Genomic DNA, 24,764 nt, shown 5'->3' on the forward strand with positions numbered 1-24,764 from the left:
AAGTTTTCTTTACACTGATGTCAATTAAGACTCTAAATCACCAGAATTCTTATCTAGTTTAATTGAGGTTGTTTCTTCTTTACCGTTACGGTAGTAGGTTACTTTGATAGTATCTCCGATAGCATGATTGTAAAGAGCATGTTGCAGGTCTGTTGATGAGGCAATCTCTTTGTCGTCAACTTTGGTAATGACATCATATTTTTGAAGATGTCCATTTGCTGGCATATTGTTTTGAACAGATCGAACAACTACACCTGAAGTGAGGCCACTTGGAATGTTAAGTTTTCTAAGATCACTAGCTCCAACATTTGATAGATTGACCATTTGAATTCCAAGAGCAGGACGAGTCACTTTACCATCACTTTCAAGCTGTTTAATGATATTTTGTGCATCGTTTGAAGGAATTGCAAAACCAAGACCTTCTACAGATGTTCCACCATTACTTGCAATTTTACTTGATGTAATACCAATTACTTGTCCTTGAATATTTACAAGTGGACCACCAGAGTTACCAGGGTTAATGGCTGTATCTGTTTGAATGGCTTTTGTTGAAATAGCTTGACCATCTTCAGATTTTAGAGAAACATTTCGATTAAGACTTGAAATAATCCCCTGTGTAACTGTATTAGCATATTCTGAACCTAGAGGACTACCGATAGCAATCGCTGTTTCTCCAACACTTAGTTGACTTGAATCCCCAAATTCTGCTACTGTTGTAACTTTTTCTGAAGAAATTTTAACGACAGCAATATCAGAGAAGGTATCAGATCCGACAATTTCACCAGGAACCTTGGTACCATCTGCTAAGCGGATATCAACTTTTGAAGCTCCATTGATAACGTGAGTATTAGTTACAAGATAGGCATCTTTATCATCCTTTTTATAGATGACACCTGATCCCTCACTTGCGATTTGTTGATTTTCTGAATCAGAATTAGTGTCATCAGCATTAAATACACTACTTTGTCTACTGCTAGAAGAAGAATAAGTAATGATTGAGACAACAGCATCCTTAACTTTATTTACTGCTTGAGTGGTTGAATTTTCATTCTTATAGGATGTTTGAGTGACAGTGCCAGAATTATTATTTGTAGCTTGATTTCCTTGTTTTTGATAAAGTTGTAATGTTACGAAACTTCCTAAGGCACCACTTAAAAATCCGATTAGAATGATTGCTAGAACTTTAACTCCTTTTTTGTAAAATTTTTGTAAGTGTTTCATAAACGCCTCCGTTTGTTATTTATTTACTCAGATTATAAACCTATTAACTTAATCCAAACTTAAAAGCTTAAAGTTTTACACAAGTTGTGGACAACTCGCTTTATTCTGTGAATTTGCTAGAAATTTAGGATGATTTTTGTGTGTATAAGATGTGAAATGAAGTGTGGATATGATAAAATAGAAGAATGAAAATAAAAATTGTAACAGTAGGAAAATTAAAAGAAAAATACCTTAAAGATGGAATTGCTGAATATACCAAACGAATTTCACGTTTCGCCAAATTAGAAATGATTGAGCTCACTGATGAGAAGACACCTGACAAAGCCAGTGAATTAGAAAATCAAAAAATCTTGGAAACAGAAGGCGAAAGAATTCTTTCTAAGGTTGGAGAAAGAGACTTTGTCGTTGTACTAGCCATTGAAGGAAAAACACTCTCCTCAGAGGAATTTAGTAAGCAACTAGAGCAAGCTTCTATCAAAGGATACTCAACTCTTACTTTTATCATTGGAGGAAGTTTGGGTCTAGCTCCTGTTGTAAAAAATAGGGCCAATCTTTCTGTCAGTTTTGGCCGTCTGACATTACCACATCAGTTAATGAGATTGGTTTTAGTTGAACAAATTTACCGTGCTTTTACAATTCAACAGGGTTCTCCTTACCACAAATAGAAGATTGACTTAGCTCTTGTTTTTTGATAGAATGGTCATGTTAGGTCTCATAGCTCAGCTGGATAGAGCATTCGCCTTCTAAGCGAACGGTCGCAGGTTCGAATCCTGCTGGGATCAATTTTAGATGCGAAGCTGGGATAAATCCCAGCTTTTTTCTTAAAAAAGTGCGTTTCAGGTGCAAAAATGTACAGTTGGGAAGAATTTTTTCTTACATGGTCTTCATTTTGTATAATAGGTGTGTAAGTTAACTTACAAGAAAAAATAATACAGGAGATTTCATTATGAAAAATACAGTAAAGTTGGAACAATTTAAAGAAGTAACAGAGGCAGAATTGCAGGAGATTCGAGGTGGAGATTGGAGAATTTCAGAAACAATTCGTAATCTTATTTTTCCAAGAAGAAAGTAATGAAATAAAGGTAGAGAGTAATGGATTTATTTGGATTAGGGATAGCTATTTTTTATTTTCTCATCATTAGCAAAAGTTATGAATGGATTTGTAAAATAAATAGAAAAGAACAAATTGCTTTTTTCTGTTACACATGCATCTCAGTTTTTATACTTGAAGAAATTATTACACTGGTATATTCTAATAGTTTTGCTTTGTCTAAATTTTTATTTCCTTTGGTTGTGTACCTTTATTTAAGAAAGTTAAAGAAGTCTGAAAAATACAAAGCTATTTTTATTAGTTTACTACTGTCTTTATTATATCACAGTACTCATACTTTTATATCCGTAACCTTATCTTCTATAACAGGAGATGAAGTAGTATTAAACTACAAAAGTACATTCCTTTTAGTAGTATTGTTGATGACTTATTTTTCTATTCTAATAATAATTCGTTATTTTCATCTGGATATTAAATATTTTGATAAAGATTATCTGTACCCTTTTTTAAAAAAAGTAATAGTTGCTTTTATTGGTTTGCATATCTTATTGTTTATTTCAGATATAGTAAGTACAACTCATCATTTAAATAGCTTCGGAAGTATTTTATCAACCATTGTTTTTATTTGCTTGTTATTGATTTTCTTTGCAATGAATTCTCACAAGATTCAAATTGAAAAAGAGATTGCTCTAAAACAAAAGAAATTTGAACAAAAACATTTACAGACTTATACTGATGAAATTGTGGAGTTGTATAATGAAATTCGAGGTTTTCGTCATGATTATGCAGGAATGCTTGTCAGCATGCAAATGGCGATTGACAGTGGAGATTTACAAGAAATTAACAGGGTTTACAATGAAGTCCTAGTAAAAGCAAATCAGAAATTGAGGTCAGAAAAATATACTTACTTTGATTTAAATAATATAGAAGATTCTGCTTTACGAAGTTTAATTGCTCAATCGATTGTCTATGCACGAAAAAATGATGTAGAGTTTACATTGGAAGTAAAGGATATCATTACTAGACTGTCAATAGATTTACTTGATCTTGTTCGTATCATGAGCATTTTACTAAACAATGCCGTTGAAGGTGCTGCAGATAGTTATTTGAAACAAATGGAAGTTGCAGTCATTAAAATGGATTTTGAAACAGTTATAGTTATCCAAAATTCATGCAAAATCACTATGACGCCTTCAGAGGATCTATTTGCCTTAGGTTTCTCTACCAAGGGAAGAAATAGAGGTCTAGGACTTAATAATGTCAAAGAGATTTTAGATAAGTATGACAACATTATCTTAGAAACAGAGATGGAAGACAACACATTTAGACAAATTATTAGATTTAAGAGGGAATTCGAATGAAAGTATTAATTTTAGAAGATGTTATTGAGCATCAAGTGAGACTAGAGAGAATATTGAATGAAATCTCTGAGGAATCGAATATTCCTATTTCATATAAGACAACAGGAAAAGTTCGTGAGTTTAAGGAATATATCGAAAATGATGAAGTAAACCAGCTTTATTTCCTAGATATCGATATTTATGGAATTGAGAAAAAGGGATTTGAAGTGGCTCAGTTTATTCGTCATCACAATCCTTATGCTATTATTGTCTTTATTACCAGTCGATCTGAATTCGCTACTTTAACTTATAAGTATCAGGTATCAGCTTTAGATTTTGTAGATAAGGACATCAATGATGAATTGTTCAAAAAACGTATCGAGCAGAGTATTTTTTACACTAAGAGCATGCTGCTTGAAAACGAAGATGTTGTAGACTATTTTGATTACAACTATAAGGGAAATGATTTGAAAATTCCTTACCATGATATTCTGTATATCGAAACAACAGGTGTTTCTCATAAATTGCGAATTATTGGTAAGAATTTTGCCAAAGAGTTTTATGGAACTATGACAGATATTCAGGAGAAGGACAAACATACCCAGCGATTTTATTGCTCCCATAAATCTTTCCTTGTCAATGTAGGAAATGTGAGAGAAATTGATCGAAAAAATTTAGAAGTTGTCTTTTATGAAGATCATCGTTGTCCTATTACCCGTTTGAAAGTTCGTAAACTAAAAGATATTCTAGAGAAAAAATCTAAAAAGTGATTGACAATAAGTAAGAAATTGATATAATGGTTATATCTGCTACAGATAGATGGTCCGTTGGTCAAGGGGTTAAGACACCGCCTTTTCACGGCGGTAACACGGGTTCGAATCCCGTACGGACTATTTTATCCGCCATAGCTCAGTTGGTAGTAGCGCATGACTGTTAATCATGATGTCGTAGGTTCGAGTCCTACTGGCGGAGTTAGATAAAAAGAACACCATCTGGTGTTCTTTTTATTCTTAGTTTGTATCACCTAACATTTTCATAAGGAAGTCTGTCATTTCTTGCGGACTTTCTTTTTTCCCATGAGCAATCCAAGTCTGACAAACACCAAATAGGGCATTTGTTAGATAAATACTGCTATATTCTAACTCAATTGAATTTAGTTGTAGTTGCATAAAACGTTTCTGAAGATCAGTACTAAGCATAATATGCAGTTTATTTCTCAAAAAATTTTGGATTTCTTTGGTTCCATTTTCAGAAAGAAGAGCAGCCAGAAGTGGTTCTGATTCTAGATATTCAAATACTTCTAGAATAGCATCTCTTTTATGATGAACATGTTTTTGGAAGATATATTCAAATGTATGAAATAACTTACTTTGATAGTGTTCAATCATATCATACTTATCTTTGTAGTGAGTGTAGAAGCTAGAACGACTAATTCCGGCTTTTTCTGCTAATTTGACAGTAGAAATTTGATCAAAGGGCTGGTCCATCAATAATTGAACCATGGCATTTTCGATAATTCGTTTTGTTTTTAAACGTTTGTTACTTTCTTTCATAATTTCTCCTTGTAAACAAAAATAGACTATGTGTCTAAAAAATTATTTTTTACCTTGTAATTTAGATTTTTTGATGTATAATCTATTATATCAAAATTTTAGACAATATGTGTAAAAAAGGAGGAAACATGTTTAAAGAATGGAAAGCAATATTTAAAAAACCGACCTTTATCATTGTAATGATAGGGATTTCTCTCATTCCAGCTTTATACAACATTATATTTTTATCGTCCATGTGGGATCCATATGGTCAAGTATCGGAGTTACCTGTGGCAGTTGTCAATAAAGATAAGGAAGCTTCTTATAATGGACAGACTATGACAATTGGTGAAGACATGGTGTCTAATTTAAAAGAAAATAAGGTTTTAGATTTTCACTTTGTTAATGAAGAGGAAGGGGAAAAAGGGCTAGAAGATGGTGACTACTACATGGTAGTGACTTTACCAAGTGACTTATCTGAAAAAGCTACTTCTATCCTAACGAATCATCCTGAACAGATGCAGATTGATTATCAGACGTCAAGTGGGCATAGCTTTATTGCAAGTAAGATGAGTGATTCTGCAATGACACAATTAAAACAAACTGTCTCTACTAATGTTACGGAAACATACACTAAGGCTTTATTTCAAAAAATGAATGATTTGAAATCTGGAATAAATAAGGCAGCTGAAGGAAGTGAACAATTGGCTAATGGAGCCGATCAGTTGGTGACGGGAAGTCAAACGTTGACGACAAATCTTAATACTCTAGCTAATTCAACTGTAACTTTTTCAAATGGAGCGGATCAATTTACAAAAGGCTTATCTAGCTATGTGTCTGCTATAGAGCAATTACATATTGGTTTAGGAACTTTTAATAGTGGTTTACAAAGTTATACAAATGCTGTCTCACAAGTTGACACTGGACTTGGTCAATTAGCTTCAAAAACTCCTGAGTTGGTGACAGGTGTAAATCAGCTAAATACAGGTATAAAGTCCTATACAGGTGGCGTTTCACAACTGGATACAGGTCTCAATCAATTTTCAGTTGGTGTAAATGCTTATACAAGTAGTGTGAAAGAACTTTCTAACGGAACAAGTCAATTATCCAATCAATCAGATACACTAAGAGATGGAATGGAGCAATTAAATACTGGTATTAAAGAAATTTCAAGTCAATTAGAGTCCTCATCTCAACAAAGTGAAGAAATAGCGCAATTGGCAACAAGCTTAGGAGAACTAAATAAAACACTACAAGCTCTTAAAATATCAGATAATACTCAACTGAAAAGTACATTGTCAGAAGCTTTGCCAAATCTAACAACTCTTGCTCAGGATATTGTGACAAAAAGTCAGACAGAACAAGAGAAAACTATTGCTAACCTTCAATCAACAGCTACTTATCAATCTCTTACAGAGGAACAAAAGAAAGAACTGACAGAAGCTATTTCTAAAAATTCTAATTCTACTATTGAGTCAGCAAAAACAATTTTAACGACAGTAGGGGGATTAAAAGAAAGTATAGAGAATTCAGAACAACAAGTATCTAATCTATCTGATGTGCAGACGAAAGCAAATCAACTCTTACCTGCAGCATCTAGCTCCTTGACAACATTGTCAAATGGATTTACAACATTACAAACTTCTGTAAATAATCAGTTAGTTCCTGGAAGTCAGTCAATTGAAAAAGGTGTTGTAAACTACACTAAAGGATTGGATACTATTTCTATTGGTGCTAATCAACTAAGTGAAAAAAATACAAGTTTAACAACTAGTCTAGATAAATTAGTTTCTGGATCAAGTAAGTTGACAGAAAATACATCAACCTTGACAGCTGGAGTAGATGCGTTAGCTGGAAAAGCTCCAGAATTAGTATCAGGTATAGAAAGTTTGTCATCTGGTTCTGCTCAATTGAATAATAAGAGCCCAGAGCTGATAGCAGGTCTTACTACATTACAATTTGGCTCTAGTCAATTAACAGATAAATCAACACAGTTACTTTCTGCAGCATCTCAACTAGGAAGTGGCGCTATGAAGATAGCAGATGGTGCTGGAAAACTAGCAGATGGTGGAACAACCTTAACCTCTAGTCTTGAAAATTTACAGACAGGAGTTGATTCATTAGGACAAGGATTAGGTAATGCAAATACTCAACTTAAATCAGCTTCAACAGAATCTAAAAATGCAGAAACATTATCTGAACCTCTAGTTCTCTCAAAAACAGACAATGACCAAGTCCCTGTAAATGGGATTGCTATGGCTCCTTATATGATATCAGTTGCTCTTTTTGTTGCTGCTATATCTACCAATATGATTTTTGCTAAGTTGCCTTCTGGACGTCATCCAGAGAGCCGTTGGGCTTGGTTGAAGTCTCGTTCTGAAATAAATGGGATTATAGCTGTCTTAGCAGGTGTTTTAGTTTATGGAGGTGTCCATCTTATTGGATTGACTGCGAACCATGGGATGAGGACCTTGATTCTAATTATAATCACAAGTTTAGCTTTCATGTCTATGGTGACAGCTTTAACAACTTGGAATAGCCGTATTGGAGCTTTCTTCTCTCTTATTTTACTTTTATTACAGTTAGCATCAAGTGCAGGGACCTATCCCCTTGCTTTGACAAATGATTTCTTCAAAGGTGTCAATCCTTGGTTACCAATGAGTTATTCTGTATCAGGCTTACGACAAACAATCTCTATGACAGGAAATATTCATCACCAAGTGATTTTCCTTATTATAACACTAGCTTTCTTTACTGCTTTAGGTATGCTAGCTTATCAACCTAAGAAAATGGAAGAAGATTAAAAAGATTGGCCAAGGAATTGGTCAATCTTTTTCTGTCTTAGATAAATTTCGTCTGTGATTATAGATCCCAAAAAGAAGAAGGGCAGTTAGTGAGCAGGCTACTCCAATAACAAAACCATTGGGGATAAAGGAAAGTGTAATGGTGCCTTTTCCTTTTGGAACATCAACTTTCATAAAACCAGTCTGAGCCTGCTTGATTTCAAGTTTTTTCCCATCTTGGTATGCAGACCAACCTTTGTCATAAGGAATAGTGAAGAAAATAGAGGTATCTTGTTTTACTTCATATGTAGCAAAGACTTTATTTTTAGAGGTGGATACTTCTACAGGTTGTTCTTTAATCTTTTGAATTGCCTCAGTAAGAGCCTGAGTATCTAAACGATAGAAGGTTGGGGATTCAAATGACACCTGAGAATTTCCAGGGAAACTAACACTGATATTGAAAGTTTGTCGTTCTTCAGTATAACCCAAATTAAAGAAATTAAATGCATTGTCAGTTGTAAAAGTCTTTTTTTTTCCATTGACAATGATGTCAACTTTCTTTTGCTTATCGTTTGTAAAATGAAGATTTGAAAAAGAGAGATAGACTTGACTATTTTGAGGAACCTCAATTTGATAATCAATCTTTGCATCTTCATTCGCAGAACCTGTGATGCTCGTTAAACCATCTGAAGTATCTGTTTTATCAGATGCTATTTGGGAGAAGTAATCCATGTTGAGATTAGCAAGCTGGTTTATAAATAAAGCCTGATTATCTAGAGTGTGATTATTAAAGTTTACATCGGTGTAAATAGATTGAGTGGCAAAGGCAATGGGTAAAGAGAGTTGATTTTTATATAAGGTTAAATGATCCTTTTGATAAATCTCTTGAAAGCCATACTTATCAAGTGAAGTTTCAGAAATATTGTACTGGATTCCAAATAAACTATCTGCTAAAAGACTATTATTTGCATAACGGAGATTGAGGTTAGTTCCAGAGGATTTGAATCCCAGTTTATCCAAACTAGTGCTAGCTGAACGATTTCGTACAGACGAAAATTGAGAGATTCCATTGTAGTTAAATTTCATACTGTCATTCCCAGTCTGAATTTGCAGTTTTTCAGTACGTGTAAATGAATTGTCAATTTGGTTTAGAATGGATTCCATAGCGGTGATATCTCTATTATAGGCGCTACGAGAAGCAAAGGCCCATTCTTTAGCTATTCCTTCCATTTGAGATGATGCATTTAAGCTTATCTCAGCTATTATAAATAAAGACAAAAGAATTGCAAATAGATTTACAGAGATAAATTTTCTAATGACTGCAAGAAGTAAAAGAGCATAAACTAGTAGAAATTCAAGAGTGAGTAGGATATTCAAATCAGTTAGAAAAGAATAGTGCGATTTAAAATAGATAGTAGCCAAAAATCCTGTTAGTACAAGAAAAAGTGAGACAAATAGATTCCAGAGCTTCAGTTCTTTCAGACGATTTAAGACTTCTGCTGCAGTATAAATTAACAGAGTGGAAAAAATCCAAGCATAGCGATGCAAAAACATATTTGGGGTATGCATCCCTTGCCAAAATAAATCAAGTGCTTCTATGTAAAAGCTTGTTATTAAAAAAATAAAGAAAATTGCATAAGTAAGTTTCACGTGAAACCTTATGGATTTTATTGTGAAAAATAGAATGGTCAAAATAAAAGGAAGCAATCCAACAAAAATCATTGGTATAGATCCATACTTAGTTGTATCAAAAGATCCAATGAATTGTTTTGCGAAAATATCCAGATACCAGCTACTATCTGTCTTTAATTTTGTGATGGCAGTCAACTTCTCTCCATGAGTTTGTAAATCAAACAGTGTAGGAAGAGTCATAATCAAACTAGCCATTCCAGCTAAAAAGGAGGTAACAACAAAATCAAGAAAAGATGATTTTCGAGTTTTAAAGTCCCAAGAAATTTGGCAGAGATACCAGAAAATAAGAAACAATGCTGTCATATACCCAAAATAATAATTTTGAATAAATAAGATTGACAAACTTGCAAAGTATAGTAGGCGCTTCTTTTGTGTTATAAGTAGGTGTAAACCAGTTATAATTAAAGGAATCAAGATAAAAACATCTAGCCAGGTTTTAATCTCTAACTGACTGACAATGAAGCTCATTAAAGCATAGGAAGTAGATAAGGCAAGTTTTAAAAATTTTGGGATATCTTTAAATAATCTAGTCAAACTAAAGAAGGTTGACAGACCAATCAATCCAAATTTTAAGAGAATGGTCAGATAAACAGCATCTGGCATATTCGACAGATTAAAAAAGTAAACCAGAGGTGAGAGAAAACTACCCAAGTAATAACTAGATAGAGCATAGAAATTCAGTCCGAGGCCACTTGTAAAGGTGTAAAACAAACTACCATTTCCATGTAAAATATTTCGTAAAGCCACATCAAAAATAACGTATTGATGGAAACCGTCTCCTAATAGTGGAGATGTATCGCTATTCCAGTAGATACCTTGAGTTAGGTATACTCCAGTCATAATTACTAAAGGAATGATGAAAGAAACAAAATAGGTCCAATATGTTTTAAAAAATGATTTCATGTTACCTCGTAGAATGATAGAAAACTCAGTTGGTTACCCCAACTGAGTTTTGAAGTCTTATTTAATCTTTCCAAAGTTCTTTAACTTTTGCTTGTACTTCTGCATTTTCTAGGAATTCATCATAGGTTTCATCGATACGATCAATGACGCCATTCTTAGACAAAACAACGATATGGTTTGCTAAAGTTTGAATGAACTCGTGGTCATGACTGGCAAAGATGATTGATTCTTTAAAGTTTTTCAATCCATCGTTCAAGCTTGAGATAGATTCCAAGTCCAAGTGATTTGTTGGATCATCAAGTACAAGGACATTTGATTTCAAGAGCATGAGTTTTGAAAGCATGACACGTACTTTTTCTCCCCCTGACAAGACGTTTACAGGTTTGTTAACCTCATCTCCAGAAAAGAGCATACGACCGAGGAAACCACGTAGGAAGGTATTGTCATCATCTTCTTTACTTGCAAATTGACGTAACCAGTCAAGGATTGACTCTCCTCCTGCAAAATCAGCCGAGTTGTCTTTTGGCAAGTAAGAACGGCTAGTAGTAACTCCCCACTTGACAGTTCCTTCATAGTCAATGTCACCCATAATTGCACGAATTAATGCAGTCGTTTGGATGTCATTTTGTCCAATAAGAGCTGTCTTATCACCTGGACGCAAGATGAAACTAATATTGTCTAGGATAGTTTCGCCATCAATCTTTACAGTTAGATTTTCTACTGTCAAGAGATCATTACCAATCTCACGTTCTGCTTTAAAGTTGATAAATGGGTATTTACGACTAGAAGGAACAATTTCTTCTAATTCAATCTTGTCAAGCATTTTTTTACGAGACGTTGCTTGTCTTGACTTAGAAGCGTTGGCAGAGAAGCGAGCAACGAATTCTTGCAATTGCTTAATTTTTTCTTCTGCCTTGGCATTACGGTCTGCTAGCAATTTAGCAGCAAGCTCAGAAGATTCCTTCCAGAAGTCGTAGTTTCCGACATAGAGTTTGATTTTTCCAAAGTCAAGGTCGGCCATATGAGTACACACTTTGTTTAAGAAGTGACGGTCGTGGGATACTACAATAACGGTGTTATCAAAGTCAATCAAGAAGTCTTCTAGCCAAGTAATAGATTGGATGTCCAACCCGTTGGTCGGCTCGTCCAAGAGAAGAACGTCTGGTTTGCCAAAAAGTGCTTTAGCAAGGAGAACCTTCACTTTTTCACCATTGGCCAATTCGCTCATGTTTTGATAGTGCAATTCTTCTGGAATGTTTAGGTTTTGAAGTAATTGAGATGCTTCACTTTCTGCCTCCCAACCTCCAAGTTCAGCAAATTCACCTTCGAGTTCGGCTGCACGAACACCATCTTCATCGGAAAAATCTTCCTTCATGTAAATGGCATCTTTTTCTTTCATGATGTTGTAAAGTTTTTCATTTCCCATAATGACGACATCAATAACTCGCTCGTCTTCATAGTCAAAATGATTTTGACGGAGAACAGAGAGACGTTCATCTGGACCAAGAGAGATGTGACCAGTTGTTGGCTCGATATCACCAGCTAAGATTTTTAAGAATGTAGACTTCCCAGCACCATTAGCACCAATCAATCCGTATGTATTTCCTTCTGTAAATTTGATATTGACATCATCAAAAAGTTTGCGATCACTAAAACGTAGTGAAACATCAGATACTGTAAGCAATGTTTTTCTCCTATAATATGTAATATATTTATTCTACTAGAAAAGAGAGAAATATTCAAATTTTTGTTTGTCAATTTTATGTCAATTAAGTTTACAGGTCTGTTTACAATGAGTTAGTTGTTTGATTTAAATAATTTTCTGTTATTTTAACAAAAAAATGCTATAATTGAAGAGACAATTTCGAAGGAGAAAAAAATGACGAAACCCATTATTTTAACAGGAGATCGCCCAACAGGAAAACTGCATATTGGACATTATGTTGGGAGTCTTAAAAATAGAGTATTACTGCAGGAAGAAGACAAGTATGACATGTTTGTTTTTTTGGCGGACCAACAAGCATTGACAGATCACGCCAAAGACCCTCAAACGATTGTAGAATCGATTGGGAATGTTGCCTTAGATTACCTAGCAGTTGGATTAGATCCAAGTAAATCAACTATCTTTATTCAAAGCCAAATTCCAGAGTTGGCTGAATTATCTATGTACTATATGAATTTGGTGTCACTAGCTCGTTTGGAACGGAATCCGACAGTAAAAACAGAGATTGCTCAAAAAGGGTTTGGAGAAAGTATTCCGACAGGATTTTTGGTTTATCCAATTGCGCAAGCAGCAGATATTACTGCCTTCAAGGCTAATTATGTTCCTGTTGGGACAGATCAGAAACCAATGATTGAGCAAACTCGTGAGATTGTTCGTTCCTTTAATCATGCTTATAATTGTGAGGTCTTGGTGGAGCCGGAAGGTATTTATCCAGAAAATGAGAGGGCAGGGCGTTTGCCAGGTTTAGATGGAAATGCTAAAATGTCTAAATCCCTTAATAATGGTATTTATCTAGCTGATGATGTGGATACGTTGCGTAAAAAAGTCATGAGCATGTATACTGATCCAGACCATATTCGGGTTGAGGATCCAGGTAAGATTGAAGGAAATATGGTTTTCCATTATCTAGATGTATTTGGTCGTCCAGAAGATGCTCAAGACATTGCAGATATGAAAGAACATTATCAACGTGGTGGTCTTGGTGATGTAAAGACGAAACGTTATCTACTTGAAATATTAGAACTCGAACTTGGTCCTATTCGTGAGCGCCGTATCGAATTTGCTAAGGATATGGGAGAAGTGTACAATATGCTTCAAAAAGGTAGTGAAAAAGCGCGTGAGGTTGCGGGGCAAACCCTATCTGAGGTTAAAGGAGCAATGGGACTAAATTATTTTAAATAATAGATAAAATATGAATCATAAAGCTATCTCTTCCATAGGATCACAGGGATAGTTTTTTTATGATTTCTACCATAAATATAATTGACAAATTTTCATAGAATGGTATGATAGATACAATACAAAAAGAGTCAAGCTCAAAAAGAAAGAAAAGAGGAAACTTCAATGTCTAATTGGGATACTAAATTTTTAAAAAAAGGTTTTACCTTTGATGATGTATTGCTCATTCCAGCAGAAAGTCATGTGTTGCCTAATGATGCAGATTTAACAACAAAATTGGCAGATAATCTGACTTTAAATATCCCAATTATAACAGCCGCCATGGATACAGTCACAGAAAGTCAAATGGCTATTGCCATTGCTCGTGCAGGTGGTCTTGGAGTAATCCATAAAAATATGTCTATTGCGCAACAGGCAGATGAAGTTCGTAAGGTAAAACGTTCTGAAAATGGTGTTATTATTGATCCATTCTTCTTGACTCCAGAACACACGATTGCTGAAGCAGATGAACTGATGGGACGTTACCGTATCAGTGGTGTTCCAGTTGTGGAGACACTTGAAAATCGTAAATTGGTTGGTATTCTAACAAACCGAGATCTTCGCTTTATTTCAGATTACAATCAGCCAATCTCAAACCATATGACTAGTGAAAATCTTGTTACTGCTCCTGTTGGTACAGATCTTGCAACAGCTGAAAGCATTCTTCAAGAACACCGTATTGAAAAACTTCCTTTGGTTGATGAAGAAGGTCGTCTTTCTGGCTTGATTACTATTAAAGATATCGAAAAAGTAATTGAATTTCCTAATGCAGCAAAAGATGAGTTTGGTCGTCTTCTAGTTGCTGGTGCGGTAGGTGTCACTTCAGATACATTTGAACGTGCAGAGGCTCTTTTTGAAGCAGGAGCGGATGCGATTGTAATTGATACTGCACATGGTCACTCTGCTGGGGTTCTACGTAAAATTGCTGAAATTCGTGCTCACTTCCCAGACCGCACTTTGATTGCAGGTAATATTGCAACTGCTGAAGGTGCGCGTGCTCTTTATGATGCAGGTGTAGATGTTGTCAAAGTCGGTATCGGACCAGGTTCTATCTGTACTACTCGTGTGATTGCAGGGGTTGGTGTCCCACAAGTGACAGCAATCTATGATGCAGCAGCAGTTGCGCGTGAATATGGAAAAACAATCATTGCTGATGGTGGAATCAAGTATTCTGGAGATATTGTAAAAGCCCTTGCTGCAGGTGGAAATGCGGTTATGCTTGGATCAATGTTCGCTGGAACAGACGAAGCACCAGGTGAAACGGAAATCTTCCAAGGACGTAAGTTTAAGACTTACCGTGGTATGGGATCAATCGCTGCAATGAAGAAAGGTTCAAGTGACCGTTACTTCCAAGGTTCTGTCAATGAAGCAAACAAACTTGTTCCAGAAGGAATTGAAGGCCGTGTTGCCTATAAAGGCGCAGCAGCTGATATTGTCTTCCAAATGATTGGTGGTATTCGCTCTGGTATGGGTTACTGTGGTGCAGCTAACCTTAAAGAACTACATGATAATGCACAATTTATTGAAATGTCTGGGGCTGGTCTAAAAGAAAGCCATCCTCATGATGTACAAATCACTAATGAGGCACCAAACTACTCTATGTAAGTAGTAAAAAAGAACTCCTGATTTTCAGGAGTTCTTTTTGTTATTATGTGACTACTAGTCCGTCTCGCTCCGCAAGGTGCGAGACAAATAAACCACCCGCTATGCGGGTGCGCATCGAAGGTTATACCAAAAAACTCCAAACGCGATACAATAAAGGTGTTCAAGCCAATTGTAAAGCGAAAGGAGAAAAATATGGCACAAAAGGCACATAGTTTATCACACACAAAGTGGATGTGTAAATATCACATTGTGTTCACCCCTAAGTATAGACGAAAAGTAATTTATAATCAATATCGAAGTAGTTTGGGAGAAATATTCCATCGATTATGTAGTTATAAAGGTGTTGAGATTATCGAAGGTCACTTAATGCCAGACCATGTACATATGTTAGTCAGTATTCCACCGAGGATAAGTGTTTCAAGTTTCATGGGGTATTTAAAAGGTAAAAGTGCACTCATGATGTTTGACAAACACGCCAACCTCAAGTACAAGTTTGGGAATCGGCATTTCTGGGCAGAAGGTTATTATGTAAGTACAGTAGGGCTTAATGAAGCCACAATTAAGAAATATATTCAAGAACAGGAAAAGCATGATATAGCACTAGATAAATTAAGTGTAAAAGAATATGAGGATCCCTTTAGGGATAGTGGTAAGTAGTACCAAGGTCTCTTTAAGAGGCAAGTGACGAGTCAAGAGCAATGAGGCTTGAACAACGTGAAAGCCAGCGTCTTTAGGCGCTGGCTGGTGATTTGGGCTTATAGCCCTGGTGCAAACCACCCGTTAGACGGGTGGTTATGATTTACAAAGTTGTCAATGTTGATTTACAGAAATTTTACCATTTTGAATGTTGAAAATACTAAGGTTTTCTGGCAAGTTTTGTAAGTGGTCTAAACTTGTTGTTGTAATAAAGGTTTGGATAGATTGAGAAATGGTTTCTAGTAATTTTAGTTGCCGTGTATTGTCAAGTTCGCTCATAACATCATCAAGCAGTAGTATCGGAGACTCATTGGTAATACTTTCCATTAGCTCAATTTCCGCCAGTTTTATAGAAAGAACAAGGCTACGATGTTGACCTTGGCTTCCAAAACTAGCATCCATACCATTGATATAAAAAGAAATATCATCTCGATGAGGGCCAACTCCAGTATTCTTTTTAAATAAATCTCTGGATCTGCTTTTATCTAAAGCAATTTTAAAGGAACTTGTTAGCTGTTCTTCATTAGTGAAGTTGACAGATGATTGATAAGATATTGACAGTTCTTCTAATTTATTTGAAATTTCTAAGTGTTTTTTTTGGCCAAATTTCTCTAAGTCTTTAATGAATTTTATCCGATGCTTTATAACGCGACAACCATAATCTATTAACTGATCATCTAAGACTGACAGAAATGTTTCATCAATCTTTTGGCTGGATTTTAGGTAAGTATTTCTCTGCTTGAGTATATGGTTATAGTTTGACAAGTCTGACAAGTAGATTGGTTTAATTTGTCCCAGTTCGATGTCTATAAACTTTCGACGGACAGAAGGTGCTCCCTTAATTAGCTGGAGATCTTCAGGCGCGAAGAGGACAACATTCATATGTCCAATGTAGTCTGATAGGCGCGCTTGTTTTAAGTGATTGACCTTAGTCACACGCCCTTTTGGTGTTAAATCAATTTCTAGAGGGATAGAGCTTGTTTTTTTCTGTAGCAAGCCAGAAAGATGGAGTTGCTCGTTATCAAAATGAATGAGATTTTTATCTGTACGAGTCCGATGACTACGTGTCAAGGCTAAGAAATAGATTGCCTCTAGAATATTGGTTTTTCCTTGTGCATTTTGACCTAGAAAGACATTTAATTTTGGATTGAAATCAATTTTTGCCTCTTTGTAGTTTCGAAAGGTTTTAATTGTTAAATGTTGGAGCCACATGGTTATCTTCCTGGAAAACGTGGAACTTGTTTGGTTTTAGGTGATGAAGAAGTTTTTTGTTTTTCTTTCTTGACACCTTTATTCATCTCTTTGACAAGTTTAGCAATTCGCTCTTTCTCAATCTTATCTGCTTGATACTCTTCTTGCTCTTTTAAACTTGGTTGTGTCAAGGTGATGTCAATCTTTAAATCAGGAATGTCAATCGTATCTCCAACACGAATTTTTTTCCCACGTCTACTTTCTAACTCACCATTAAAGTAAACTTGATGATCCATTAAAAAGGATTTGATAGCACCACCGCTTTGTATAATTCCAAGTTCTTTTAGGAGGGCTTGGAGCGTAATAAATTCTTCAAATAATTTGTATTCCATAATTCACCTCAATCTTTGGTATTATACCATATTTTCCTTGAAATAGCTGAAGGAAAGTTAGTTGAAATGAAAACGGTTTTACTCTTTAAAGCTATAAAGAGAACAAGAAAAATTTTGATTTTCGTGGTATAATAGAACTCTATATGTAAGGAGGTAAGGTATGGAATTAGTGCCTGGAATTTCAGCACATTTTGTTCAATCCAAAAAGTTTAAAACAAATAAAATCACTATTCGTTTTACTGCTCCCTTATCTCTTGAGACAATAGCAGGACGCATGTTAAGTGCAAGTATGTTGGAGACGGCAAATAAAGCTTATCCCACATCACAAGCATTTCGCAGATACTTGGCAAGTTTATATGGAACAGATATTTCCACAAGTGCTTATCGTAGAGGACAGGCACATATTCTTGACTTAACATTTACCTACGTGCGAGATGAGTTCTTGAGTAAAAAAAATGTCTTGACTTCTCGAATTTTGGAATTGGTGAAACAGACTTTATTTGCTCCCTTAGCTCAAGATAGTGCTTTTGAGCCAGCCCTATTTGAAATTGAAAGAAAACAGTTATTGGCTAGTTTAGCTACTGATATGGATGATTCATTTTATTTTGCTCATAAGGAGTTGGATAGCTTGTTCTTCCATGATGAGCGTCTTCAATTGAGATACAGTGATTTACGAAATAGCATTTCAAATGAGTCTCCGGAAAGTAGCTACACGTGCTTTCAAAATGCTCTGAAAAATGATCGTATTGATTTCTTTTTCTTAGGTGACTTCAACGAAGTAGAAATTACAGAATCACTGAAATCATTACCCTTTACAGCTAGAGAGAACGGCGTCACTATCCAGTACCATCAATCTTATTCGAATGTTCTACGAGAAGGAATGTTTCAGAGGAATGTTGGGCAATCTATTTTGGAATTAGGCTATCATTCTCCTGTAAAATATGGTGATGATGAGCATTTGCCCATGCTTGTGATGAATGGTTTGTTAGGTGAATTTGCACATTCAAAACTTTTTACAAACGTTCGTGAAAATGCTGGAATAGCCTACACAGTCTCTAGTCAATTGGATTTGTTTAGTGGTCTGTTAAGGATGTATGCGGGTATTGATAGAGAAAATCGAAATCAGGCTAGAAAAATGATGAATCATCAATTGCTAGATCTGAAAAAGGGTAACTTTACAGATTTTGAGCTTGAACAAACAAAGGAGATGATTCGACGATCTTTGTTGATGGCTCAAGATAATCAACAGACCCTAGTTGAAAGAGTCTATTTGAATGCTCTATTTGGAAAATCAAGCTTTGATATGGATCGATTGGTGGCAAAATTAGAGAATGTTGAGAAAGAAGCTGTATGTAAAGCTGCCAACAGTTTAAAGTTACAAGCGATTTACTTTATGGAAGGAGTAGAATGACAAAGGTTACTTTTGAGGAAAAATACTATCCTGCTGTAAAGGAAACAGTCTACAAAACACAATTGTCAAATGGGTTGACAGTTTCTTTACTCCCTAAGCAAGATTTCAATGAGGTTTATGGGATTGTAACAGTTCAATTTGGTTCTGTAGATGCAACTTATACAAGTTTGGAAAAAGGTTTACGTCATCATCCAGCAGGAATTGCACATTTTCTTGAACATAAATTGTTTGAAAGAGAAAATTCTGAGGATATAATGGCTGCTTTTACTCGATTAGGTGCGGACAGTAATGCCTTTACAAGCTTTACTAAGACCAGCTATCTTTTTTCAACAATTGACCATCTATTAGAGAATTTAGATTTGCTAGATGAGTTAGTTGGAGATGTTCATTTTACAGAAGAGTCTGTTTTTAGGGAACAGGCTATTATCCAGCAAGAACGAGAAATGTACCAAGATGATCCAGACTCACGTTTGTTTTTTGCAACATTAGCCAACCTTTATCCTGATACTCCTTTAGCAACAGATATAGTTGGAAGTGAAAAATCAATTTCTGAGATTCAAGTTTCAAATTTAAAAGAGAACTTTACAGACTTTTACAAACCTGTCAACATGTCACTGTTTTTAGTTGGAAATATTGATGTAAAAGTTGTTGAGGAATACTTTTCGAAAAAGGAAAAGAAGACTCTAGAACAGTTTACAGTTACAAAAGAGCAACTACCCTTACAGCCTGTGAAGCAAACAGATAGTCTTCGGATGGAAGTTTCTTCACCAAAACTTGCTGTTGCGATTAGAGGTAATGGGCAAATAGCAGAAGCTGAGTCTTATCGTTACAATATTTTATTGAAATTACTATTTACGATGATGTTTGGTTGGACTTCTGATCGTTTTCAAAGGTTATATGAGTCTGGGAAGTTAGACGCGTCTTTGTCACTTGAGGTTGAAGTCAATAGTCGCTTTCATTTTGTGATATTGACAATGGACACCAAAGAGCCTGTTTCTCTGTCACATCAATTTCGTAAAGCGATTCGTCAGTTTAGTAGTGATGCGGATATTACCGAGGAGCATTTAGATCTTGTTAAGAGTGAGATGTTTGGTGAGTTTTTCAGTAGCATGAACTCTTTGGAATTTATTGCAACTCAATACGATCCGATGGATCGCGGAGAAACAATTTTTGATTTTCCGAAAATTTTACAGGAAATTACTTTGGAGGATGTTCTAGAAGCTGGACATCGTTTGATTGATAATGGTGATCTAGTTGATTTTACAATCTTTCCAGCTTAAAAGATAACTAATACTAGAAAGAAGGAATGGTACGTATGAGAAAAAAAACAATTGGCGATGTTCTACGTTTAGCTAGAATTAACCAGGGATTGAGTTTAGAAGAATTGCAGGAAAAAACTGAAATTCAGTTGCATTTTCTAGAAGCTATGGAGGCAGATGATTTTGATCAACTTCCTAGTACCTTCTATGCTCGTTCTTTTTTAAGAAAATATGCCTGGGCAGTAGAGTTAGATGAAAGAATTGTTTTGGATGCATATGATTCAGGTAGTATGATCACTTATGAAGAGGTAGATGTCGATGAAGAAGACTTGTCTGGTCGCAGACGGTCAAATAAGAAAAAAACGTCTTATCTCCCCTTGTTTTATTTCGTCCTATTTGCTTTGTCAATTTTAATTTTTGTCACTTACTATGTCTGGAACTACATCCAAACTCAGCCAAGTCCTTCTTCAGCTAATTATAGTGTTGTGAGCTCGACTAGTTCAACCACCTCATCTAGTTCATCTTCTAGTAGTCAGACGTCTAGCTCGTCTTCTACTACGGAATCAACTATTACAGTGTCAGGCGAAGGAAACCGCATTGAAGCTCGGTATAAAACGAATAAGGAAACCGCTACTGTTCAATTGGCAGTTTCAGATGAAGCTAGTTGGGTTAGTGTTTCAGGAAGTGAGCTGGAGGGTGGTGTGACACTATCCGCAGACAATAAGAATGCAAAAACAACAGTTTCAACTAAGAATCCCGTTGCCATTACTTTAGGTGTAGTGAAGGGAGTTACTGTGACTGTGGACAATCAAACGATTGATACTTCGAAGCTGACAACTCAGACTGGAACTGTAACACTTACATTTACTACAGATTAAGGAAAAATCAATGAAAAAAGAACAAATTCCTAATGTATTAACTATTGGTAGAATTCTCTTTATACCTCTCTTTATTCTTATTTTGACTTTGGGCCATTCACAAGGCGGTCATTTGCTAGCAGCGATAATTTTTGCAGTTGCTAGTGTAACGGATTATCTTGATGGCTACCTTGCTCGTAAATGGAATGTAGTCAGCAATTTTGGAAAATTTGCAGATCCGATGGCTGATAAGCTGTTGGTTATGTCAGCTTTTATCATGTTAATTGAGTTAGGTATGGCTCCAGCTTGGGTTGTTGCTATTATCATTTGTCGTGAACTTGCGGTGACAGGCTTGCGCTTGTTGCTTGTTGAGACGGGAGGGACAGTTCTAGCAGCAGCTATGCCAGGGAAAATCAAGACCTTTAGTCAGATGTTTGCCATTATCTTTTTGCTCTTACATTGGAATTTAATTGGTCAGCTGTTGCTTTATATCGCTTTGTTTTTCACTATCTACTCTGGTTATGATTATTTTAAGGGTAGCGCTCATGTATTCAAAGGAACATTTGGTTCAAAATGAAATCGATTATTGAAGTAAAAGATCTGTCTTTTCGTTATAAGGAAGACCAGGATCATTATGATGTTAATAATGTCTCGTTTCACGTGAAACGGGGAGAATGGCTTTCGATTGTAGGTCATAACGGGAGTGGGAAATCGACAACTATCCGTTTGATTGATGGATTGCTTGAAGCAGAGTCTGGGGAAATCTGGATAGATGGGCAATTGTTGTCCTCTGAGAATGTTTGGGACTTGCGTCGACAAATTGGTATGGTTTTTCAAAATCCAGATAACCAATTTGTGGGGGCGACTGTTGAAGATGATGTTGCCTTTGGTTTAGAAAATCAGGGACTTCCTCGTGAAGAAATGAAGAAGAGAGTGGCCGAATCTTTGGAGTTGGTAGGGATGCTGGACTTTAAGAATAGAGAACCAGCTCGTTTATCTGGTGGACAAAAACAGCGTGTGGCTATTGCGGGAGTTGTTGCCCTGAGACCAGCTATTTTGATTTTGGACGAGGCTACAAGTATGTTGGATCCTGAGGGACGCAGAGAACTGATTCAGACAGTTCAAGAGATTCGAAAAGACCACCAGATGACAGTCGTCTCCATTACACATGATTTAGAGGAAGTTGCGATGAGTGACCGTGTCTTGGTCATGAAAAAAGGCCAAGTGGAGTCAACCAGTAGCCCAAGAGAACTTTTTTCTCGGGATGACCTTGACCAGATAGGGTTAGATGAGCCTTTTGCTAATCAATTGAGAGGCTCTTTGAGAGAGACTGGCTATCAGTTGCCGGATGGCTATTTGACAGAAAGAGAGCTAGAGGACAAGTTATGGGAATTACTCTAGAAAATGTGAGCTTTACCTATCAAGAGGGGACTCCCCTATCTTCATCAGCCTTGACTGATGTTTCCTTGACGATTGAGGATGGTTCCTATACGGCTTTGGTAGGGCACACAGGTAGTGGGAAATCAACGATTTTACAGCTTTTAAATGGCCTATTGGTACCAAGTAAGGGTTCTGTTCGAGTTTTTGATACTGTCATTACCCCTACATCAACCAATAAAGAAATTCGTCAGATTCGAAAGCAGGTTGGTCTAGTGTTTCAATTTGCTGAAAATCAGATTTTCGAAGAGACTGTTTTGAAAGATGTTGCATTTGGACCGCAAAATTTTGGAGTTTCTGAGGAAGAGGCCAAGAAAATTGCGCGTGAAAAGTTAGCCTTGGTAGGCATCGATGAGTCACTCTTTGAGCGTAGCCCGTTTGAACTTTCGGGTGGCCAGATGAGACGTGTGGCTATAGCAGGTATGCTAGCGATGGAGCCAACTGTTTTGGTTTTGGATGAGCCGACAGCAGGGCTTGATCCTTTGGGCAGAAAAGAATTGATGACCTTGTTTAAAGAACTCCACCTTTCTGGAATGACAATCGTTCTGGTAACGCATTTGATGGATGATGTAGCTGCATATGCTAATCAGGTTTATGTTATGGAAAAGGGGCGTTTGGTCAAAAGTGGCAAACCAAGTGATGTCTTTCAAGATGTAGCCTCTATGGAAAAGGTACAGTTAGGTGTGCCTAAAATCACAGCCTTTTGTAAGCGTTTGGCAGATAGAGGTGTAGCTTTTAAAAAACTGCCAATCAAGATAGAGGAGTTTAAGGAGTCGCTAAATGGATAGTATGATTTTAGGGCGTTATATACCAGGAGATTCCATCATTCATCGCTTGGATCCACGTAGTAAATTGCTTGCCATGATCCTGCTGATTTTGATTGTATTTTGGGCCAATAATCCTCTCACCAATCTCGTTCTGTTTGTAGCGACAGGTATATTTATCGCATTATCGGGCGTTTCTCTCTCATTTTTCGTTCAGGGATTAAAATCCATGTTCTTTTTGATCGCCTTTACGACTCTTTTTCAGCTCTTTTTCATTTCAAGTGGAAATGTCCTATTTGAGTTTTCTTTTATAAGAATAACGGATTATGCTTTGCAACAAGCAGGAATCATTTTCTGTCGTTTTGTGTTGATTATTTTCTTTTCAACCTTGCTAACATTAACGACCATGCCTTTGAGTCTGGCAACCGCAGTTGAAGCTCTTTTAGCACCGCTAAAACGTGTGAAAGTTCCCGTTCATGAAATTGGCCTCATGTTATCAATGAGTTTGCGTTTTGTTCCAACATTGATGGATGACACGACGCGAATTATGAATGCTCAGAAAGCCCGTGGAGTTGACTTTGGCGAAGGCAGCATCGTTCAAAAAGTAAAGGCTATGATTCCAATTTTAATTCCTCTTTTTGCGACGAGCTTAAAGCGTGCAGATTCATTGGCAATAGCGATGGAAGCGCGTGGTTATCAGGGAGGAAAGGGTAGAAGTCAGTATAGACAATTGAGATGGAGTCAAAAGGATACACTGGCAATTCTTGTGATTTTGATACTGGGATGTTTCTTATTTTTCTTAAAATCTTAGTAGGTTTGTAGGATTGATAAGAAGCTCACAGTAGCAGGTTTTTAGTATAAAGGTAGGAATATGAACCGTTTTAAAAAATCAAAATATCTAATCATCGTTTTTGTCACAGTTCTGGCAGTTTCTGTTCTATTAGTGACAACCTATTCAAGCGCTATTGTGACGAAACTAGGAGATGGGATTTCCTTAGTAGATAGAATTGTTCAAAAACCCTTTCAGTGGTTTGATACTTTCAAATCGGATTTGGGACATTTGACGCAGACTTACAATGAAAATGAGAGTCTAAAAAAACAGCTCTATCAACTAGAGGTGGAGTCTAATCAATCAGAAAGTTTAAAAAATGAAAATGAACAATTACGTCAGTTGCTGGATATGAAGTCAAAATTGCAGGCTACAAAAACCATTGCAGCAGATGTGATTATGCGAGCTCCAGTATCTTGGAAACAAGAGTTAACAATTGATGCGGGAAGTTCAAAAGGAGCTTCTGAAAATATGTTGGCCATTGCAAACGGGGGCTTGATTGGTAGTGTTTCAAAGGTGGAGGATCATTCAACAACGGTCAATCTATTGACAAATACCGAAAATTCAGACAAAATTTCTGTTAAAATCCTGCATGGCTCTACTGAAATTTACGGGATTATCGTTGGTTATGATAAGGAGTCAGAACTGCTTAAAATTAGCCAATTAAATAGTAACAGTGAAATTAGCGCGGGAGACAAGGTGACGACAGGGGGGCTCGGAAACTTTAATGTTAAGGATATTCCTGTTGGCGAGGTTGTTGCTACAACACACAGCAGTGATTATCTAACAAAGGAAGTAACAGTAAAGTTAAGTGCTGACACCAAAAATCTTCATGTGGTAGAGTTAGTGGGGAATTAGCA

The 24,764-nt window shown here is 36.2% G+C and carries 22 protein-coding genes and 3 tRNA genes; 19 read left to right on the forward strand and 6 right to left on the reverse strand.

The features are described 5' to 3' along the window. Positions 1 to 24 precede the first annotated feature (24 nt). On the reverse strand, positions 25 to 1,221 hold the full coding sequence (locus AXF18_RS03440) for a S1C family serine protease (RefSeq protein WP_065371479.1): 1,197 nt from the start codon (positions 1,219 to 1,221) through the stop codon (positions 25 to 27). Between the two features lie 185 nt (positions 1,222 to 1,406). On the opposite strand from AXF18_RS03440, the gene rlmH reads away from it, so the two are divergent. The 7 genes from rlmH to AXF18_RS03475 all read left to right on the forward strand — a co-directional run bounded on the left by rlmH (position 1,407) and on the right by AXF18_RS03475 (position 4,584). Beyond that, complete coding sequence (gene rlmH / locus AXF18_RS03445; protein WP_000694219.1) at positions 1,407 to 1,886, forward strand: 23S rRNA (pseudouridine(1915)-N(3))-methyltransferase RlmH; 480 nt, start codon at positions 1,407 to 1,409, stop codon at positions 1,884 to 1,886. 43 nt (positions 1,887 to 1,929) lie between these two features. Beyond that, positions 1,930 to 2,003 (forward strand) — tRNA-Arg (locus tag AXF18_RS03450). 164 nt (positions 2,004 to 2,167) lie between these two features. After that, positions 2,168 to 2,293, forward strand: coding sequence for a competence-stimulating peptide ComC (comC, locus tag AXF18_RS03455; protein WP_000799678.1), 126 nt, complete (start codon positions 2,168 to 2,170; stop codon positions 2,291 to 2,293). Between the two features lie 20 nt (positions 2,294 to 2,313). After that, positions 2,314 to 3,633 (forward strand): competence system sensor histidine kinase ComD, encoded by a 1,320-nt coding sequence (gene comD, locus AXF18_RS03460; protein ID WP_065371480.1) that lies wholly within the window; start codon positions 2,314 to 2,316, stop codon positions 3,631 to 3,633. After that, on the forward strand, positions 3,630 to 4,382 hold the full coding sequence (comE, locus tag AXF18_RS03465) for a competence system response regulator transcription factor ComE (RefSeq protein WP_000866082.1): 753 nt from the start codon (positions 3,630 to 3,632) through the stop codon (positions 4,380 to 4,382). The genes comD and comE overlap by 4 nt, the downstream gene beginning before the upstream one ends. 51 nt (positions 4,383 to 4,433) lie before the next feature. After that, positions 4,434 to 4,505 (forward strand) — tRNA-Glu (locus tag AXF18_RS03470). 5 nt (positions 4,506 to 4,510) lie between these two features. Then, a tRNA-Asn gene (locus AXF18_RS03475) sits at positions 4,511 to 4,584 on the forward strand. A 38-nt stretch (positions 4,585 to 4,622) separates the two neighbouring features. On the opposite strand, the gene AXF18_RS03480 is transcribed toward AXF18_RS03475, so the two are convergent. Next, positions 4,623 to 5,165 carry a TetR/AcrR family transcriptional regulator gene (locus AXF18_RS03480; RefSeq protein ID WP_000665077.1) on the reverse strand — a complete coding sequence of 181 codons (543 nt, stop codon included), beginning with the start codon at positions 5,163 to 5,165 and terminating at the stop codon, positions 4,623 to 4,625. 128 nt (positions 5,166 to 5,293) lie between these two features. On the opposite strand from AXF18_RS03480, the gene AXF18_RS03485 reads away from it, so the two are divergent. Beyond that, positions 5,294 to 7,948: a YhgE/Pip domain-containing protein gene (locus AXF18_RS03485; protein WP_063641745.1), complete on the forward strand. Its 2,655-nt coding sequence runs from the start codon at positions 5,294 to 5,296 to the stop codon at positions 7,946 to 7,948. A gap of 21 nt (positions 7,949 to 7,969) precedes the next feature. Here the strand turns inward: AXF18_RS03485 and AXF18_RS03490 are convergent, their stop codons facing one another. Together AXF18_RS03490 and AXF18_RS03495 are read right to left on the reverse strand one after the other, a co-directional pair. After that, positions 7,970 to 10,522, reverse strand: a complete 2,553-nt coding sequence (locus AXF18_RS03490; RefSeq protein WP_065371481.1) for a YfhO family protein — start codon at positions 10,520 to 10,522, stop codon at positions 7,970 to 7,972. A gap of 61 nt (positions 10,523 to 10,583) precedes the next feature. Next, positions 10,584 to 12,206 (reverse strand): ATP-binding cassette domain-containing protein, encoded by a 1,623-nt coding sequence (locus AXF18_RS03495; protein ID WP_000958790.1) that lies wholly within the window; start codon positions 12,204 to 12,206, stop codon positions 10,584 to 10,586. Positions 12,207 to 12,401: 195 nt separating this feature from the next. On the opposite strand from AXF18_RS03495, the gene trpS reads away from it, so the two are divergent. The 3 genes from trpS to tnpA all read left to right on the forward strand — a co-directional run bounded on the left by trpS (position 12,402) and on the right by tnpA (position 15,725). Continuing rightward, complete coding sequence (gene trpS / locus AXF18_RS03500) at positions 12,402 to 13,427, forward strand: tryptophan--tRNA ligase (RefSeq protein WP_000165451.1); 1,026 nt, start codon at positions 12,402 to 12,404, stop codon at positions 13,425 to 13,427. A gap of 162 nt (positions 13,428 to 13,589) precedes the next feature. Continuing rightward, positions 13,590 to 15,068 carry an IMP dehydrogenase gene (gene guaB, locus AXF18_RS03505; protein ID WP_000073416.1) on the forward strand — a complete coding sequence of 493 codons (1,479 nt, stop codon included), beginning with the start codon at positions 13,590 to 13,592 and terminating at the stop codon, positions 15,066 to 15,068. 192 nt (positions 15,069 to 15,260) lie between these two features. Continuing rightward, positions 15,261 to 15,725 carry an IS200/IS605 family transposase gene (gene tnpA, locus AXF18_RS03510; RefSeq protein ID WP_000057440.1) on the forward strand — a complete coding sequence of 155 codons (465 nt, stop codon included), beginning with the start codon at positions 15,261 to 15,263 and terminating at the stop codon, positions 15,723 to 15,725. Positions 15,726 to 15,878: 153 nt separating this feature from the next. Here tnpA and recF read toward each other — a convergent pair whose 3' ends face one another. Together recF and yaaA are read right to left on the reverse strand one after the other, a co-directional pair. After that, positions 15,879 to 16,976 carry a DNA replication/repair protein RecF gene (recF, locus tag AXF18_RS03515; protein WP_000266687.1) on the reverse strand — a complete coding sequence of 366 codons (1,098 nt, stop codon included), beginning with the start codon at positions 16,974 to 16,976 and terminating at the stop codon, positions 15,879 to 15,881. Positions 16,977 to 16,978: 2 nt separating this feature from the next. Further along, the gene (gene yaaA / locus AXF18_RS03520; protein WP_000455880.1) at positions 16,979 to 17,347 is read right to left on the reverse strand and encodes a S4 domain-containing protein YaaA; all 369 of its coding nucleotides are present in this window, start codon (positions 17,345 to 17,347) and stop codon (positions 16,979 to 16,981) included. 160 nt (positions 17,348 to 17,507) lie between these two features. On the opposite strand from yaaA, the gene AXF18_RS03525 reads away from it, so the two are divergent. The 8 genes from AXF18_RS03525 to mreC are packed head-to-tail and all read left to right on the forward strand — an operon-like array spanning position 17,508 to position 24,762. Continuing rightward, complete coding sequence (locus AXF18_RS03525; RefSeq protein ID WP_065371482.1) at positions 17,508 to 18,758, forward strand: pitrilysin family protein; 1,251 nt, start codon at positions 17,508 to 17,510, stop codon at positions 18,756 to 18,758. Beyond that, the gene (locus AXF18_RS03530) at positions 18,755 to 20,038 is read left to right on the forward strand and encodes a pitrilysin family protein (protein ID WP_065371483.1); all 1,284 of its coding nucleotides are present in this window, start codon (positions 18,755 to 18,757) and stop codon (positions 20,036 to 20,038) included. The genes AXF18_RS03525 and AXF18_RS03530 overlap by 4 nt, the downstream gene beginning before the upstream one ends. Before the next feature lie 35 nt (positions 20,039 to 20,073). After that, positions 20,074 to 20,895 carry a cytoskeleton protein RodZ gene (gene rodZ / locus AXF18_RS03535; protein ID WP_065371484.1) on the forward strand — a complete coding sequence of 274 codons (822 nt, stop codon included), beginning with the start codon at positions 20,074 to 20,076 and terminating at the stop codon, positions 20,893 to 20,895. A gap of 10 nt (positions 20,896 to 20,905) precedes the next feature. Then, entirely contained in the window at positions 20,906 to 21,451 is a 546-nt protein-coding gene (gene pgsA, locus AXF18_RS03540; protein WP_000712146.1) for a CDP-diacylglycerol--glycerol-3-phosphate 3-phosphatidyltransferase, read from the forward strand. After that, entirely contained in the window at positions 21,448 to 22,275 is an 828-nt protein-coding gene (locus AXF18_RS03545; protein WP_049501298.1) for an energy-coupling factor ABC transporter ATP-binding protein, read from the forward strand. Before pgsA ends, AXF18_RS03545 begins: the two co-directional genes overlap by 4 nt. Next, on the forward strand, positions 22,260 to 23,099 hold the full coding sequence (locus AXF18_RS03550) for an energy-coupling factor transporter ATPase (protein WP_049501299.1): 840 nt from the start codon (positions 22,260 to 22,262) through the stop codon (positions 23,097 to 23,099). Before AXF18_RS03545 ends, AXF18_RS03550 begins: the two co-directional genes overlap by 16 nt. Further along, entirely contained in the window at positions 23,092 to 23,886 is a 795-nt protein-coding gene (locus AXF18_RS03555; RefSeq protein ID WP_000377885.1) for an energy-coupling factor transporter transmembrane protein EcfT, read from the forward strand. Before AXF18_RS03550 ends, AXF18_RS03555 begins: the two co-directional genes overlap by 8 nt. 60 nt (positions 23,887 to 23,946) lie before the next feature. Next, entirely contained in the window at positions 23,947 to 24,762 is an 816-nt protein-coding gene (gene mreC / locus AXF18_RS03560) for a rod shape-determining protein MreC (RefSeq protein WP_049501301.1), read from the forward strand. Positions 24,763 to 24,764: the final 2 nt, after the last annotated feature.

The sequence above is a fragment of the Streptococcus sp. oral taxon 064 genome (assembly GCF_001683375.1).
Lineage (GTDB): Bacteria > Bacillota > Bacilli > Lactobacillales > Streptococcaceae > Streptococcus > Streptococcus oralis_S.